At 71.1% G+C, this 15,971-nt stretch carries 15 protein-coding genes; 8 read left to right on the forward strand and 7 right to left on the reverse strand.

Features of this window, described 5'->3' with window-relative positions:
• Positions 1 to 132: 132 nt before the first annotated feature.
• The gene (locus BLR99_RS15000) at positions 133 to 1,545 is read right to left on the reverse strand and encodes a lytic murein transglycosylase (RefSeq protein WP_011796305.1); all 1,413 of its coding nucleotides are present in this window, start codon (positions 1,543 to 1,545) and stop codon (positions 133 to 135) included.
• A gap of 79 nt (positions 1,546 to 1,624) precedes the next feature.
• On the opposite strand from BLR99_RS15000, the gene sbcB reads away from it, so the two are divergent.
• The 3 genes from sbcB (at position 1,625) to BLR99_RS15015 (ending at position 6,174) form a co-directional block, all read left to right on the forward strand.
• Positions 1,625 to 3,061 carry an exodeoxyribonuclease I gene (sbcB, locus tag BLR99_RS15005; protein WP_011796304.1) on the forward strand — a complete coding sequence of 479 codons (1,437 nt, stop codon included), beginning with the start codon at positions 1,625 to 1,627 and terminating at the stop codon, positions 3,059 to 3,061.
• A complete protein-coding gene (locus BLR99_RS15010; RefSeq protein ID WP_011796303.1) occupies positions 3,033 to 3,962 on the forward strand; it encodes an NAD-dependent protein deacetylase in 930 nt (309 codons plus the stop codon). Before sbcB ends, BLR99_RS15010 begins: the two co-directional genes overlap by 29 nt.
• A 112-nt stretch (positions 3,963 to 4,074) precedes the next feature.
• Positions 4,075 to 6,174 (forward strand): sigma-54-dependent Fis family transcriptional regulator, encoded by a 2,100-nt coding sequence (locus tag BLR99_RS15015; protein ID WP_011796302.1) that lies wholly within the window; start codon positions 4,075 to 4,077, stop codon positions 6,172 to 6,174.
• A 25-nt stretch (positions 6,175 to 6,199) separates the two neighbouring features.
• Here the strand turns inward: BLR99_RS15015 and BLR99_RS15020 are convergent, their stop codons facing one another.
• The 4 genes from BLR99_RS15020 to adh all read right to left on the reverse strand — a co-directional run bounded on the left by BLR99_RS15020 (position 6,200) and on the right by adh (position 9,854).
• On the reverse strand, positions 6,200 to 6,586 hold the full coding sequence (locus BLR99_RS15020) for a hypothetical protein (RefSeq protein ID WP_046060088.1): 387 nt from the start codon (positions 6,584 to 6,586) through the stop codon (positions 6,200 to 6,202).
• Between the two features lie 44 nt (positions 6,587 to 6,630).
• Positions 6,631 to 7,077, reverse strand: coding sequence for a DUF779 domain-containing protein (locus BLR99_RS15025; protein ID WP_011796300.1), 447 nt, complete (start codon positions 7,075 to 7,077; stop codon positions 6,631 to 6,633).
• 122 nt (positions 7,078 to 7,199) lie between these two features.
• Complete coding sequence (adhP, locus tag BLR99_RS15030; RefSeq protein WP_017438765.1) at positions 7,200 to 8,234, reverse strand: alcohol dehydrogenase AdhP; 1,035 nt, start codon at positions 8,232 to 8,234, stop codon at positions 7,200 to 7,202.
• Between the two features lie 99 nt (positions 8,235 to 8,333).
• Positions 8,334 to 9,854, reverse strand: coding sequence for an aldehyde dehydrogenase (gene adh / locus BLR99_RS15035; RefSeq protein ID WP_011796298.1), 1,521 nt, complete (start codon positions 9,852 to 9,854; stop codon positions 8,334 to 8,336).
• A gap of 373 nt (positions 9,855 to 10,227) precedes the next feature.
• Here adh and BLR99_RS15040 point away from each other — a divergent pair, with 373 nt between their 5' ends.
• Genes BLR99_RS15040 through BLR99_RS15055 form a run of 4 tightly spaced genes read left to right on the forward strand, consistent with a single transcriptional unit; the run spans position 10,228 to position 13,166 of the window.
• Positions 10,228 to 10,509, forward strand: coding sequence for a DnaJ domain-containing protein (locus BLR99_RS15040; RefSeq protein ID WP_011796297.1), 282 nt, complete (start codon positions 10,228 to 10,230; stop codon positions 10,507 to 10,509).
• Positions 10,506 to 11,093, forward strand: a complete 588-nt coding sequence (locus tag BLR99_RS15045; RefSeq protein ID WP_011796296.1) for a hypothetical protein — start codon at positions 10,506 to 10,508, stop codon at positions 11,091 to 11,093. The genes BLR99_RS15040 and BLR99_RS15045 overlap by 4 nt, the downstream gene beginning before the upstream one ends.
• Before the next feature lie 5 nt (positions 11,094 to 11,098).
• On the forward strand, positions 11,099 to 11,854 hold the full coding sequence (locus BLR99_RS15050) for a hypothetical protein (protein ID WP_011796295.1): 756 nt from the start codon (positions 11,099 to 11,101) through the stop codon (positions 11,852 to 11,854).
• A 16-nt stretch (positions 11,855 to 11,870) separates the two neighbouring features.
• Complete coding sequence (locus BLR99_RS15055) at positions 11,871 to 13,166, forward strand: hypothetical protein (RefSeq protein ID WP_046060089.1); 1,296 nt, start codon at positions 11,871 to 11,873, stop codon at positions 13,164 to 13,166.
• Between the two features lie 176 nt (positions 13,167 to 13,342).
• Here the strand turns inward: BLR99_RS15055 and BLR99_RS15060 are convergent, their stop codons facing one another.
• Together BLR99_RS15060 and BLR99_RS15065 are read right to left on the reverse strand one after the other, a co-directional pair.
• Entirely contained in the window at positions 13,343 to 13,636 is a 294-nt protein-coding gene (locus BLR99_RS15060; protein ID WP_011796293.1) for a hypothetical protein, read from the reverse strand.
• Between the two features lie 38 nt (positions 13,637 to 13,674).
• Positions 13,675 to 14,058, reverse strand: coding sequence for a hypothetical protein (locus BLR99_RS15065; RefSeq protein WP_017439627.1), 384 nt, complete (start codon positions 14,056 to 14,058; stop codon positions 13,675 to 13,677).
• A gap of 347 nt (positions 14,059 to 14,405) precedes the next feature.
• On the opposite strand from BLR99_RS15065, the gene BLR99_RS15070 reads away from it, so the two are divergent.
• Positions 14,406 to 15,938, forward strand: a complete 1,533-nt coding sequence (locus tag BLR99_RS15070) for a winged helix-turn-helix domain-containing tetratricopeptide repeat protein (protein ID WP_041827517.1) — start codon at positions 14,406 to 14,408, stop codon at positions 15,936 to 15,938.
• The last annotated feature ends 33 nt before the right edge of the window (positions 15,939 to 15,971 follow it).

Here is a 15,971-nt window from a genome sequence, read left to right on the forward strand (position 1 = left end):
GTCCCTGGCCCGCCAGGCGCCGGTGCCCTGCGGCACAGCGCCGAGCCCGCGGCCCCCGCCAGGGGTCCGCGGGCTTTTTTCTTTGCGCAGGCCCCGGCGGCCGGCCGCGGGAGGGGGCACGCCGGCAGGCTGTCAGGGCGCCTGCAGTCGCTGCAGCAGCTCGAGCGTGGGATACCCGTCCGCCACCTGCCCGATGCTCTGCTGGAAGCGGCGCAGGCCGGCGCGCGTGGCGGGGCCCATCACCCCGTCCGCCGTGCCCGCTGCGAAGCCGCGTGCGTTGAGGGCATTCTGCAGGTCGCGAATCTGGGTGCGGGTCAGCGGCTGCAGGTCGCGGGGCCACGGGGCCGTGACGCCAGGGCCGCCGGCGATCTGGCTCGCGAGCAGGCCCACGCCCAGGGCGTAGTTGATGGAGTTGTTGTAGCGCAGGATCACCCGGAAATTCGGCCCCACCATGAAGGCCGGGCCGCGCGCGCCCGCGGGCACGAGGATGGATGCGCCGTCCAGCGCGGGCAGGGGCTGGCCATCGATGGCCTGCACGCCTTCGGCCGCCCACTGGGTGGACGGGTGGCGCACGGCCAGTTCCGCGCGCTCGTAGTCGAAGCCCGGCGGCAGGCGCACTTCCACGCCCCAGGGCTGGCCCGGCTGCCAGCCCATGCGCGACAGGAAGTTCGCCGTGGATGCGGCGACGTCCGGGACGCTGCCCCAGATGTCGCGGTGGCCGTCGCCATCGGCGTCCACTGCATAGCCCAGGAACACGGACGGCAGGAACTGGGTGTGGCCCATGGCGCCGGCCCAGGAGCCGATCATGCGGTCGGCGGCGATGTCGCCCTGGTCGATGATGCGCAGCGCGGCCAGCAGTTCGCCGCGCGCCCAGTCGCGGCGGCGGCCCTCGTAGGCCAGCGTGGCGAGCGCATCGACGGTGCGGAAGGTGCCGAAATTCGATCCGTAGTTGCTTTCCATGCCCCAGATGGCGGTGATGACCTCGGCGGGCACGCCATAGCGCGCGGCCGCCGAGTCCAGGGCGGCGCGCTGCTCGGCCAGCGCGTCGCGGCCGCGCTGGATGCGCGTGGGCGAGACGGCGCTGTCCAGGTAGGCCCAGGGCGTGCGCGTGAATTCGGGCTGTGAGCGGTCGAGTTCGATCACCTGGGGCAGCCACTGCGCGCCGTCCAGGGCGGCGGCGACCGCCTCGGGGCGGATGCCGGCCTGCAGGGCTTCCTGGCGAAAGCCCGCGATCCACTCCGCGAAGCCGGCCTGTTCGGCCTCTGCGGAAGGCAGGGCGGCATCGGCCGCCGGCGTGGCGGGCTGGGCGGCTGGGGCCATGGTGGCCGGCGTGTCCGGGGGGGGCGCCGGGGGCACCGCCGGTGTGGCGGCCGGTGCAGGCGGGGCGGCGGGCACGGCCGCCGCGGGAGGAGGGGCCGCGCACCCGGCCAGCAGGGCGCAGAGCAGGCCTGCCCCGGCGGCGGGCCACCACGGCCTGGCGGGCTCGGCGTGGAAGCGGAAGGAGGGACGGAGGGCGGAGGCGGTCGTCGTGTTTCTTCGTTGCATGCCCCATTGTCCACGCGCCGCGGCGGTGCCGGCATACTTGCGGGCTGGAGTTTTACGCGCCGCTGCGCTTCACCGATCCATGCACACGTTTTTCTGGCACGACTACGAGACCTTCGGCGCGGACCCGCGGCGCGACCGCCCGGCGCAGTTCGCGGGCATCCGCACGGATGCGGACCTGAACGAGATCGGCGAGCCGGTGATGATCTACTGCCGCCCGGCGCCGGATTACCTGCCCGATCCGGAGTCGTGCCTTCTCACCGGCATCACGCCGCAGCTGTGCCTGGAGCGCGGCCTGCCGGAGCACGAATTCGCCGCGCGCATCGAGGCGGAACTGGCCCGGCCCGGCACGATCGGCGTGGGCTACAACACGATCCGCTTCGACGACGAGATCACGCGCTTCATGTTCTGGCGCAACCTGATCGACCCCTATGCACGGGAATGGCAGAACGAATGCGGCCGCTGGGACCTGCTGGACGTGGTGCGCCTGACCTACGCGCTGCGCCCCGACGGCATCGAATGGCCGCGCAAGGAGGACGGATCGCCCAGCCTGAAGCTCGAACACCTGTCGCGCGCCAACGGCCTGGTGCACGAGGCCGCGCACGATGCGCTGTCGGACGTGCGCGCCACGATCGCGCTGGCGCGGCTGATCCGCGAGCGCCAGCCGCGGCTGTTCGAGTTCGCGCTCGGCCTGCGCCGCAAGGACCGCGTGGCCGCGGAACTGCGCCTGCCCGCCACGGCCGATACCGCGCGCCCCTTCCTGCACGTGTCGGGCATGTTCCCGGCGGACCGCGGCTGCCTGGGCATCCTGTGGCCCCTGGCCAGCCACCCGACCAACCGCAACGAGCTCATCGCGTGGGACCTTGCGCACGACCCGTCCGAACTGGCCGGCCTGGACGCCGCGCGCATCCGCGAGCGCCTCTTCACGCGCACCGCCGACCTGCCCGAGGGCGTGGCGCGGCTGCCGGTCAAGAGCGTGCACCTGAACAAGTCCCCCATGGTGGTGGGCAACGTCAACACCCTCACGCCCGCGATGGCGCAGCGCTGGGGCATCGACGTGGAGCGCGCCGCCGCCCATGCGGAACTCGCGCGGGCGCTGCCCGACATGAGCGCGATCTGGGCCGAGGTGTTCGCGCGGCCCAGGGAGGCACCGGCCGACGTGGACCAGGACCTGTACGGCGGCTTCGTCGGCAACGAGGACCGGCGCCGCCTGCAGCGGCTGCGCACGCTGCCGCCGCAGGAGCTGGCGCTGGCCCGGCCGGGTTTCGACGACGAGCGCCTGGAAGAGCTGGCCTGGCGCTTCCGCGCACGCAATTTTCCCGAAACGCTGGACGAGGCGGACCGCGAGCGCTGGGAGGCGCTGCGCGTGGCGCGCCTCATGGAAGGCGAGGGCGGCGGCCTGACGTTCGACGCGCTCTTCGCGCGGCTGGACACGCTGGGCGAAACCGCGGACGAGCGTGGCGAGGCGATCCTGGGGGCGCTGTACGAATATGCAGAAAGCATCGCTCCCGATTTCTGACGGGCCCGAAGGCGCAGGCCGGGGGGAGCCCGCGCCCCTGGCGGCATCTGCCGGCGGGGTGGACGCCCTGCTGGCCTGGGCGCGTGCCTGCCCGCGGCTGTTCGTGCTGACCGGCGCGGGCTGCAGCACGGCATCCGGCATTCCCGACTACCGCGACGAGGGCGGTGCCTGGAAGCGCTCACCGCCGGTCACCTACCAGGCCTTCATGGGCGACGAGGCGGTGCGCCGGCGCTACTGGGCGCGCAGCATGATCGGCTGGCGCGTCATGGGCAGCGCCGCGCCGGGCGCCGCGCACCGTGCCCTGGCCGCGCTGGAGGCGATGGGCCGGGTGGAGATGCTGCTCACGCAGAACGTGGACGGCCTGCACACGGCGGCGGGCCAGCAGCGGGTGATCGACCTGCACGGGCGCATCGATACGGTGCGCTGCATGGCCTGCGAGGCGCGCATGCAACGCGCGGACCTGCAATCGTGGCTGGAGGCGCGGAATCCGGCCTGGGCGGCCCTGGAGGCGGCCGCCGCGCCGGATGGCGATGCCGACCTGGACGGCCGCGACTTCTCCGCGTTCGAGTTGCCCGCATGCCCCCATTGCGGCGGCGGTCCCCTGAAGCCGGACGTGGTGTTCTTCGGCGAAAGCGTGCCACGGGAGCGCGTGGAGGCCGCGCGGGCGGCGCTGGCCCGGTCCGACGGATTGCTGGTGGCCGGCTCCTCGCTGATGGTGTATTCGGGTTTCCGCTTCGTGCAGGCGGCCGCGGATGCCGGGCTGCCGGTGGCGGCCGTGAACCGGGGCGTGACGCGCGCCGACGGGTTGATCGCGGTCAAGGTCGAGGACGACGTGGGCCGCGTGCTGGAAGCCCTGGCGCAGGCGCTGGCACCGGCCCGAGGGGTGCCGCCGGCCGCATGACCCGGCGGCACGGGCGGGTTTGCGCGACGGCGCCCGCCGATGGTGCTATGGTGACCGGATAACGCCCGGGCCGCGCCGAGAGCGCGAGCCGGGGCCCTGAGGAGACAAACCCATGCAGAGCTCCCTCCATGGCGGGGCAGCGGCGCAGGCCGCCGCCTTCGCGCCGCTGCCTTCGGCCCGCGTCATCGCCGAGTCGCACGAGCGCTCCCGCTCCTTCGGCCTGCACCGGCATGCATCCGCCGACCTCCAGCCCCTGGCGCCCGACGCGCTCGCCTGGGCCGTGGCGCGCAACGACGCCCTCTGCGCACATGCGCTCCCCGTCATGGAAACCCTCTCCGCGCAGATCGCGGGTACGCAGAGCATGGTGCTGCTCACCGACGCCCAGGGCGTGGTGCTGCATGCCCTGGGCGACGAAGAATTCCTCGGGCGCGCCCAGCGCGTCGCGCTGCGGCCCGGAGGCACCTGGTCCGAGCGCAGCAAGGGCACGAACGCCATCGGCACGGCCCTGGCCCTGGGTGACGCGGTGCAGGTGAACGGCGACGAGCATTTCCTGGCCGCCAACCAGTTCCTCACCTGCTCCTGCGCGCCCATCTGCGACCCGCTGGGCCAGGTGATCGGCGCGCTCGACGTGAGCGGTGACCGCCACCAGCAGAGCGCCCACACGCTGGCCCTGGTGCGCATGTCCGCCCGGATGGTGGAGAACCATCTCTTCGGCAAGGTCTATGAGGACGCGGTGCGGCTGCGCTTCCATGCGCGGCCGGAGTTCCTGGGGACGCTGGTGGAGGGGTTGGCCGCGTTCACGCCGGAGGGCCGTTTCCTCGCGGCCAACCGCAGCGGGCAGTTCCAGCTCGGCATGTCGGCGAACGCACTGCAGGCGCAGACTTTCCCGTCGCTCTTCGGCATGCCGATGAGCGCGCTGCTGGCCCATGCGCGCGGCGCCATGCCCAGGCCGCTGCAGCTCGCGCTGCCGGGCGGGGTGGTGGTCAACGCGATGGTGGAGTTCCGCCCGAAAGGGGCCGCGGCCCTCGGCTGGACGGGTCAGGGGAGCGACGAGGACACCCCGGTGCCCGGGCCCGTGGCACCAGCTTCCGCCACGGCAAGGGCGGCCCGCAGGCCCATCGCCCCGGTACCGGCCGGCGGTCCGCGGCTGTCCGGCCTGCGCTACCTGGACACGGGCGATGCGCAGCTGGCGCAGGTGATCGACCGCGTCTCGCGCGTGCTGGGCAGCGACGTGCCCATGCTCATCCTCGGCGAGACCGGCACGGGCAAGGAACTGCTGGCCCGCGCCATCCACCAGGACGGCCCGCGCGCGCGCGGGCCCTTCGTGGCGGTGAACTGCGCATCGATCCCGGAAACGCTGATCGAGGCCGAACTGTTCGGCTACGAAGAGGGCGCCTTCACCGGCGCGCGCCGCAGGGGCAGCGTGGGCAAGATCGCCCAGGCGCACGGCGGCACGCTGTTCCTGGACGAGATCGGCGACATGCCCCTGGCCATGCAGGCCCGGCTGCTGCGCGTGCTGCAGGAGCGCACCGTGGCACCGCTGGGGTCGGCGCGACAGATCCCGGTGGACGTGCACGTGCTGTGCGCCACCCACCGCAACCTGCGCGACATGATGGTGCGGGGGCTGTTCCGCGATGACCTGTACTACCGGCTCAACGGGCTGGTGGTGCGCCTGCCGGCCCTGCGCGAGCGTTCGGACCTGCGTGTCATCGTGCAGCGCCTCCTGCAGGCGCAGGACCGCGAGCAGGCTGCCGAAGGCTCCACGCCGGGGTGGCAGCGACCGCGCCGGACGGTGCCCCTGCAGGTTGCGTCCCGGGCCATGGATCTGTTCCTGCGGCACCGCTGGCCGGGCAATCTGCGCCAGCTCTCGAATGCGCTGCGCACGGCGGCGCTGATGGCCGGCGATGCGGACGAGATCGATATCGGGCACCTGCCGGAGGATCTGTTCGACGAGGGCCTTCCCACAGCCGGCGATGCCGTGCCCGGGGCATCGGCGCGGGACGCCGAGCCGTCCCCGTCCGTCCGGAGTGCTGCGCACCGGCCCGCACCGGCTGCGGTGCGCTCATGGGACGAGACCGTGGAAGATGCGCTGCGCCATGCGCTGTCGGTGCATGGCGGCAACGTGTCCGCCGTGGCGCGGGCCTTGGGGGTGTCGCGCAATACGGTGTATCGGCGGTTGAAATCCATGGACGGAACGGCCGCCCATCATTGAGGGCCGGGTGCCGGTGTCAGTCGGGCTATCGCCCGGCCCGATGCCTCGAAGCCCGCATTTTCGCCAGCGTGCCCCAGGCCACGCTGGCGATGGGACAGGCCCAGAGGATGGACAACACCCATGCGACGACCAGCGATTCGGGATCGGCCGTGCTCGCAAAAACGGCGACCGCGGCATTGAGCAGCCCCGCGATGGGCGCGATGGCGAACAGCCAGATCGCGGCCACCCCGTCGTGCTGGAGCTTCAGGCAGGCGAATGGTGCGAGGCAGAGCAGGGCGGGGCTGTAGATGAGCCAGGCCAGCAGGACATTCCCTTCCCCGACGTAGGGCAGCCCGCGCGCCGAGAGGTTCAGGACGATGCCCCATGCCACGATCCCGACGGCCAGGCCCGCCAATCCGAGGAGATACCGCATGGGACGAGTGTAGGTCGTGAACGGGGCCGCGGCGGCGCTGTCCGTCAGCCTGCCCCGCGCGGCGGCGGCCCCAGTGCCTCGATGGCGGCCCACTCGTCGTCGCCATAGAGCCGGGAGCGCGTCAGGAACCGCAGGCCCGTGGGCCGCTCCAGCGAGAACATGCCGCCGTTGCCCGGCACGGCATCGATGATCAGGTGGGTGTGTTCCCAGTACGCGAACTGGGATTCGCTCATGTAGAAGGGCGTGCCCGCGATCTCGCCGAGCAGCACGTCGGAGTCGCCGAGCATGAATTCGCCGAGCGCGAAACACATCGGCGCGCTGCCGTCGCAGCAGCCGCCGGACTGGTGGAACATGAGCGGCCCGTGCTGTGCCCGCAGCCGCTCGATGAGGGCGATGGCCTCGGGCGTGGCCGAGACGCGGGTGGCGGCACCGGCACCGGATTCGGCCGGAGCGGGGGAACTGGCGGAAACGGGGGGCGCGGTCGTCGTCATGCGGTGTCTCCTGTCATGGGGGCGGCGCTTCCGGCAGTGTGCCCGAAGCGATGCAGCGGCGCACGCCCGGTGGCGGCACACGCCCTGCCGCCAGGGCGCAAGGCGTGCCCGGCCCGCGGTCGTCAGTGCGCCGCCATGTCCAGCACGATGCGGCCCTGGATCTGGCCCTTGTGCATGCGCGCGAACACGTCGTTGATGTTCTCCAGCTTCTCGGTCGCCACGGTGGCCCTGACCTGGCCGCGTGCCGCGAAGTCCAGCGATTCCTGCAGGTCCAGGCGCGTGCCGACGATGGAGCCGCGCACGGTGATGCCGCGCAGCACCATGTCGAAGATGGGCAGGGGGAAATTGCCGGGCGGCAGGCCGTTGAGCGACACCGTGCCGCCGCGCCGCACCATGCCGAGCGCCTGCTCGAACGCCTTGGGCGAGACGGCCGTGACCAGCGCACCGTGGGCGCCGCCGATCTCCTTTTGCAGGTAGGCGGCCGGGTCGGCGGTCTTCGCGTTGACCGTCACGCTGGCACCGAGCTTTTTCGCCAGTTCCAGCTTGTCGTCCTCCACGTCCACCGCCGCCACGTTCAGGCCCATGGCCTTGGCGTACTGCACGGCCATGTGGCCCAGGCCGCCGATGCCGGAGATGACCACCCAGTCGCCGGGCTTCGCATCCGTCACTTTCAGGCCCTTGTACACGGTCACGCCCGCGCACAGCACGGGGGCGATGCCCACGAAGCTGACGTCCTTGGGCAGGTGGCCCACGAAATCCGGGTCGGCCAGCGCATAGTCCGCGAAGCCGCCGTTGACCGAATAGCCGGTATTGCTCTGCGATTCGCACAGGGTCTCCCAACCGCCCAGGCAGTGGGTGCAGCAGCCGCAGGCCGAATGCAGCCAGGGCACGCCCACGCGGTCGCCTTCCTTCACATGCTTCACGTTCTTGCCGATGGCCGCGACGAAACCCACGCCCTCGTGGCCGGGGATGAAAGGCGGGTTCGGCTTGACGGGCCAGTCGCCTTCGGCGGCGTGCAGGTCGGTGTGGCAGACGCCGGAGGCCTCGATCTTCACGAGGATCTGGTCGTCGGCGGGCGTCGGGACCGGGACTTCCTCGATGGCGAGGGGCTTGCCGAATTCGCGGACGACGGCGGCTTTCATGGTCTTGGGAAGCATGGAACGGGAATCCTTTCTTGTATCCGAAGGGTTAACGGGGAGGGCTGGCTTCCACCATATGCCGCCCTCCCTCGGTCGCTGCTGATGCAGGTCAAGACGTCAGAAGAAGCCCAGCTTGTTCGGGCTGTAGCTCACGAGCAGGTTCTTGGTCTGCTGGTAGTGGTCGAGCATCATCTTGTGGTTCTCGCGGCCGATGCCGGACTGCTTGTAGCCGCCGAAGGCCGCATGCGCGGGATAGGCGTGGTAGCAGTTGGTCCACACGCGGCCGGCCTGGATGCCGCGGCCCATGCGGAAGGCGCGTGCGCCGTCGCGGCTCCACACGCCGGCGCCCAGGCCGTAGAGCGTGTCGTTGGCGATCTCCAGTGCTTCCTCCTCGGTCTTGAAGGTGGTGACGGATACCACCGGGCCGAAGATTTCCTCCTGGAAGATGCGCATCTTGTTGTGGCCCTTGAACACCGTGGGCTTGACGTAGTAGCCGCCGGCCAGGTCGCCGCCGAGCATGTTGCGCTCGCCGCCGATCAGGCATTCGGCGCCTTCCTGCCTGCCCAGGTCCAGGTACGAGAGGATCTTCTCCAGCTGCTCCTGCGAGGCCTGCGCGCCGATCATGGTGGACTTGTCGAGCGGATGGCCCTGGGTGATGGCGGCCACGCGCTTCAAGGCGCGTTCCATGAAGCGGTCGTAGATCGATTCCTGGATCAGCACGCGGCTGGGGCAGGTGCAGACCTCGCCCTGGTTCAGCGCGAACATGGCGAAGCCTTCCAGTGCCTTGTCGAAGAAGGCGTCGTCGGCGGCCAGCACGTCCTCGAAGAAGATGTTGGGGCTCTTGCCGCCCAGCTCCAGCGTGACCGGGATGATGTTCTGGCTGGCGTACTGCATGATGAGCCGGCCGGTGGTGGTCTCGCCCGTGAAGGCGATCTTCGCGATGCGGTTGCTGGAGGCGAGCGGCTTGCCGGCCTCCAGGCCGAAGCCGTTGACCACGTTGACCACGCCCGGGGGCAGCAGGTCGCCGATCATTTCCAGCAGCACCAGGATGGAGGCGGGCGTCTGCTCCGCGGGCTTGAGCACCACGCAGTTGCCGGCGGCCAGGGCAGGGGCCAGTTTCCAGACGGCCATCAGGATGGGGAAGTTCCAGGGGATGATCTGGCCCACGACGCCCAGCGGCTCGTGGAAGTGGTAGGCCACGGTGTCGTGGTCGATCTCGCTGATGCCGCCTTCCTGCGCCCGCACGGCGCCCGCGAAGTAGCGGAAGTGGTCGATGGCCAGCGGGATGTCGGCGGCCATGGTTTCGCGCAGCGGCTTGCCGTTGTCGATGGTTTCGGCCACCGCGATGGTCAGCAGGTTGGCTTCCATGCGGTCGGCGATCTTCAGCAGGATGTTGGCGCGGTCCGTCGTGGAGGTCTTGCCCCAGGCGGTCTTGGCCTTGTGCGCGGCGTCCAGCGCGGCGTTGACGTCCTTGTCGTTGGAACGCGGCACCGAGGTGAACACCTGGCCGTTGATGGGCGAGCTGTTCTCGAAGTACTGGCCGTCCACCGGGGGAACCCACTGGCCGCCGATGTAGTTGCCGTACTGCTTCTTGTAGGGGTTGGCGATGCCGAGGTTGGCGATTTCTGCCATGTCCATGGTGTTTGTCTCCTGTGGTGGTGGAATGTCCGGGCGGCGCACCGTGCGCTCTCCGGTGCAGGACATTGCGCAAGCCGCATGCCAGCGCATGCGCCCCGCGTATCACGCACCGCGGAGGCCGGCGGAGTGCTCCATGTGTTCCGTTATGGAACAGTGCCTGCGCAGGGGTGTTGCATGGCGGAACAGTGCCTCTGGCGGGCGCCGCCGGCCGGCCCGGGAGCGGGGGCGTGCCGGCCGGCCCGCCCGCCCGGCCGGAAGGGGCTGCCCGCGGCACCCGGGCACGTGCGCCGCTCTTGGTGTATAACCGCGCCTCCCCGGACACCCGCGGCGCCGCGCCCCGCGCCTGCCGGCACCACCGATCCATCCCCCGAGCATGACTGACCACTACGCCGCCCTCGGTCTGAGCGCGACCGCGAGCCTGGCCGACATCAAGAAGGCGTTCCGCCAGAAGGCGGCCTTCTACCACCCCGACCGCAATCCCTCGCCGGATGCGGCCGAGCGCTTCCGCGCGGCCCAGAAGGCCTACGAGGTGCTGTCGGACGATGCCGCGCGCCAGGCCTACGACGACAACCGCCGCCGCAACCTGCTCGACGATCCGCTCCAGACGGCGCGTGAGATCTGGCAGTCCTATTTCAAGAACGTGCTTTCCTCGTGAAACCCTCTCCTTTCTTCCATGACCTGCGCTCGGCCTACCAGGCCGAGCTCGACGACCTCGCCCAGGACTCCGAGGGCAAGGACGTGCTGCGCAAGCGCCTCGCCCAGAAGCGCGGCGAGATCGCCTTCCTGGCCAAGATGATCGATTTCAGCCCCGAGATGGTGGCGGTGGCCTTCCACCAGGGCTTCCGCTTCCACCGGCCGGCCACGCTCGATCCGCTGCTGGGGCGGGGCGGGGTGTCCGACCTGCCGGAATGGTCCGCGCTGGGCGGGGCGGCGACGCTCGAGCCCTGGGCCCAGCCGCTGGCGGACGTGGTGCTGGCCGAACCGTCGGGCGCGCGCTTCCTGTCCCTGGCTGCGCTGCTCGAATACCAGCGGCAGCACGCGCGCTTCGCCGGCCAGGGCGCCGACAGCGCCGGGGCCGGCGAAGGCGACGATGACGAGGGCGGAGACGAGGCGGAGCAGGGCGATGACGACGAGGCCCGCTGGAGCGCCGACGACGCCGGCGAGCCCCGCAGCCATGCCGACCGCGAAGAGGCCGCCGCCGACTGGATGGCCGACCTCGGATTCGACCGCAAGGAGTAATCGCCATGTCACGACATCTCGCACTCATCACCCAGACCCAGGCCCTGATCGCCGCCGGCGACATCGTGGGCGCCGAGTCCGCCCTGTCCCGGCTCGCCGACGACGAGGGCGACCGCGCCCTGGTCGAGGTGCTGGACGAGCTCGCGCCCAAGGACGTGCTGGCCGTGATGCGCGAATACGACGAATCCCGCGCCTCGGTGGTCAACATGCTGGTGACGCCCCGGCAGTTCGCGCGCGCGCTGGTGCTGGAGAAGCAGTACAAGGACGCCACCCACACCTACCTGCGCAGCATGGTGAACGCCGTCGTGTTCCGCGGCGACGTGGATCCGGTGGAGTTCCTCACCGCCATCGGCGACCTGGAGGGCGGCAGCGAGGCCCTGGCCCACTATTTCGCGGAGAAGTGGAGCCGCCTGGAGGCTTTCGCGCGCACCGGTCTTTTCGACGCCACCGAGGACTACGGCCCGGCGTTGACCGAGGACCAGCTCTTCAACGTGGCCTACGCGCCGCCCAAGGTGGACCAGGACGAGGTGGCCGACCGCGACTGGATGCAGCTGGCCTGGCTGCTGCGCTACCAGTGCCCGGACCTGTTCATCGAGACCCTGCTGGTGCTGCGCGCCAAGGCCCAGGCCTATGACGAGGGACTGGGCGACGACGAGGCCGGCACGGACGAGGACGACGACGGCAAGTTCGAGACCAGCGAGACCGACCGCGGCAAGGCCACGCCGGCCGCGCGCGCGTCCGACGAAGAGTCGGCGATCTGAGCCGGAGGCCGCCGCGATGAGCGTTTCCGATTCCAGCCCGGCCGCGGGGGGCGCGACGGCGCTGTCGCTGCACGACGGCCGCCCGTTCTTCGAGAAGGCCCTGGTGCATGGCATCCGCCACGGCATCGTCCCGGCCGAGCGCGTGGAGGCCATCGCGGCCGACGCACCCAAGGGCATGGTGCAGATCGCCCGCTACTTCGGCACGGAGTTCCTGCGGCCCGACCTGGAGCGCGCGCGCGAGCGCATGGTGAACCTCGTCAGCCTCGACCTGCTCGAGGACAGCGGCGGCGACCTCGACCGCGCCGCGCAGAGCCTGCGCGAGCACAGCTTCCTGTCGCGTTCCAAGGCGGGATCGGACCGGCTGCGCCGCCTGATCGCGCTGCCGCAGAGCAGCAATTTCGGGTTCCTTTCCACCACCGGCGAGCCGGACGTGCAGCAGCTGTCGGTCTGGTCGCTGCGCAGCCATGCCGAATACCGCGCGGAGCTGGAGCGCCGCACCGGCATCGCCGCCGCGATCGGGGCCGCCCGCTGGTTCGCGGAGCGCCTGGACCTGGACGAGGGCTCCCTGGAGGCGGCCGGCGCCGAGGCCGAGGCCGTGGTGCGCATGGGCCTGCTGTGGCACTGGATGCATCCGGCGGCCGAGGCCTGGCCGCATGCCGTGTCGTTCGAGAAGCGCCTGTCCGTGATGCGGCGCAAGGGCATTCCCGCGCCGTCGCGCCTGCCGCTGCCCGCCGGCATGCCGGCCGGGGTGGCGGCCGTGGCGGATGGGCACGTCGCGGCCGTGCTGGCGGACGCCGCGCGCATCCTCGACGCGGCCACGGCGCCCCGCGCGCTGCTGCGGCCCATGGGCAGCTTCCGCGCGCGCTACTTCCTGGAGGACGATCCGCTCGCCGAGGTGGACGACTACCACCAGGGGCTGGACGCCCTGCTGGAAGCGGGGGACGACGCAGACGCAGCGCCCGCGCCGGCCAGCCGGACCTGGGAACGGCTCACGCAGGGCCACGAGGACGAGCATTCGCTGCTCACGCTGTTCCTCTGCCTGGCGGCCGGCGTGCCGCGCAAGACCGTGCTGACCGAGAAGGCCGCCGCGAGCCTGGTGCGCCGCGTGCGCCGGCACGGCTGGCAGCCGGAGCTCGCGGAGGAGTTCATCCGCGCGCATGCGGCCAGCGCGCGCCAGGGCAGCTACCTCGCGCTCTGGAAGTCCTTCGTGGACGAGTCGGCCGCCACGCTGCTCAACCACCGGGACGAGCGCCTGGAAGAGGCGCGCGCGCTGCTGCGCCGCGAATGCCACGTGGCGGACGGCGTGGACTGAACGCGGCCGCCGTGCCCCCGCGGCCGGGCAGGCCGCACGGCCTGCAGCAGTGGCTGTATCCGATCCGTTTCGCGACCGGCAACCGGGCCGCGGGACCGGTTGGCCGTGCCGGAAGATAAAAAGCCGCCCCGGCGGTGCCAGGGCGGCTCGTCGTCGGCCCGCGGGCCGCGATGGCATCAGAGGTCGCCGAACTGCGCCTGGGTGACCGTGGGCAGGTGGCTGCGGATGAAGTTCTGGATCACGCTGCACGGCAGCAGGAACGGCCGCTGCGTGATCGTGATCGTGCAGGTCTGGCCGCTCACCATGAAGGTGCCCGCCACGGTGCCGAGCGGGGTGCCGACGGAGAACGCGCCGCCGCTGGGGCCGCCGGTGATCGTGCCGCCGTGGTCATGGATCATGGTGGCGATCTTGACGAACAGATCCTGGGCGCTGCCGGTGAAATCGACGCTGAAGGGTGGGCAGGATGCCATGGTGGTACTTCCTCTCGGGTGTGGTTCGGTGCCCGGGTTCAGCAGACGCCGAACACGGTCACGGTGAAGGACGGCTGGCTGCTGCCGTTCAGGTACACGGTGGCCTTCAGCCCCGTGGGGATGAAGCTGCCGCAGGTTTCCGCGCACACCTTGATCTGCGCGCTGACCGGAATGTGGATCGGCGACGTGAAGCACAGGTTGCCGTAGATCGGGATGGAGAAGCAGATCTGGTTGGTGGACTGGTTGTAGCTGCCGCCCACGCACACGGAGAGTTTCAGCGCATGCACGCCTTCCATGTTCACGCTGGGCGCGGCAGGCGCTGCGTTCTGCGGAGCGGCGGCGAAGCCGGTCAGCGCGTAGTTGGGAACGTGGTTTCCACCCTGTGCGCCGTTGTTCTGGGAATTGCAATTGCAGTCGGACATGGTCTTTCCTCTCCGGTATCAGTTGCTGAGTGAAGGCCGGAGGCGTGCAACTTCCGTGGTTCCGGCCGTGGGCTCGCCTTCGGATCGGTCCGGGCCGGATGCGGCGGTTCGGGGTCGGATGCGAAGGCAGGCGGATTCTGGAGTCCTCCGCGTCTTCAGCCTTTAACCGCATCTTTATTGTTCTGAAAATTCCTTAAACCACGGAAACGCGGGCAGTGATGAGCAGCCCGCCCACATCGGGCAGGGGCAGATTGCATCCGATTACATCGGTGCCATCCGGCGCCATGGCCGGAGTAGAGTGCAGACCGCGGGGGAGGAGACCGCAGAGCCTGTTCGAGAAAGAAACGATGGCCCCAGAATTCGCGTTTGACCATTTCGTGCTGAAGGTGCGGGAGCGTCAATTGCTCTCGCACGGGTGCCCGGTCGCCCTGGGCGCCCGTGCCTTCGACGTGCTGTGCACGCTGGTCCACCGTGCCGGCACGCTCGTGACCAAGTCCGAGCTGTTCCGGCAGGTGTGGCCCGGCATGGTCGTGGAGGAGAACAACCTGCAGGTGCATGTGTCCGCCCTGCGCAAGCTCGTGGGCGCGGACCGCATCGTCACCATCCCCGGCCAGGGCTACCGGTTCGTGGGGCGCGTGGCCGGCCCGCCGGAGCCTGGGCAGGAGGCCGCGCGGGCGCCGTTGCCGGATGCCTCCACAGGGCGGTCGATCGCCGTGCTGCCCTTCGGCGCGGCCCCGGATGCCGCCCAGCGCCACTTCGCCGACGGCCTCGCCGAGGACGTCATCCACCGGCTGTCCCGCTCGCGCTGGATCAGCGTGATCGCCCGCAACGCGACGCAGCGCTACGGCCATCCCCTGCCGTCCAACGCGTCGATCGCCCGGGAACTGGGCGTGCGCTATCTGGTGGCTGGCCAGGCGCGCTTCCACGCGGGGAGGGTGCGCGTGACGGCCGATCTGATCGACGCGCCGCGCAACGAGACCGTCTGGACCGAAAGCTACGAGCGGCCGGCCGATGATGCGGCCAGGGCGCAATCGTCCATATCCGCGGCCATCGCGAGCGCCGTGGAGCCCGTCCACCTGCGCCGGGAGGAATGCCTGCACAGCGCCGTGCCGCCGCAGGACGGCGAATACTGGCCGCTGCTCATGCGGGCGCGCTGGCATTTCTGGCGTTCCGGCCGCGACCACCTGCGGCAGGCCGAGCACTACGCGCGCCGCGCGCTGCAGGCGCGCCCCGACGATGCGTCCAGCCTGGCCCTGCTGGCCTTCGTGCACATGGCCCGCGTGTGGGCGGGACGCTCGGCATGCGTGCGCGTGGACGCTTCCGAGGCCCGGCGCCTGGCGCTGCGCGCGGTGGGCAGCGACGACACCGATGCCTTCGCCCACTTCACGCTCGGCACCGCGCTGTCGTTCTCGGGCCATTTCGCGGTGGCGATGTCCGAGCAGGCGCTGGCCCTGTCCATCTGTCCGCGGTTCGCGGCCGCCACCGGCGAACTCGCACGCCTGCTGGCGTTCAGCGGACGCACGGACGAGGCGGACGATCACGCCCGCCAGGCCTGCGAAGCCAGTCCGCTGGACCCACAGATGAGCCTGTGGATCCGCACGCGCGCGATCGCCCGGTTCGTGGAAGGCGATTACCGTGGTGCAGAGTCCTTCGCGCTGCAGGCGCTCGCGCAGCGGCCGGACTGGCTGTTCAATCACTACCTGCTGGCGGCCTGCCAGGCGGCGGCGGGCCACGGGGCGGACGGGCGCCGCACCCTGGAGCAGGCGCGCCGTTTCGGCCCCTATCCGGCCGAGGCGCTGCGGGCCGGCCATCCGTTCGCGGACGGGGCCCTGCTGGCGCACTACACGGATTGCCTGCGGCAGGCCGGATGGCGGGGATAACCGGCGGGCCGGCACCCGGGGCCGGGCGCGCCT

The organism is Paracidovorax citrulli (assembly GCF_900100305.1).
GTDB classification, from domain to species: Bacteria; Pseudomonadota; Gammaproteobacteria; order Burkholderiales; family Burkholderiaceae_C; genus Paracidovorax; species Paracidovorax citrulli.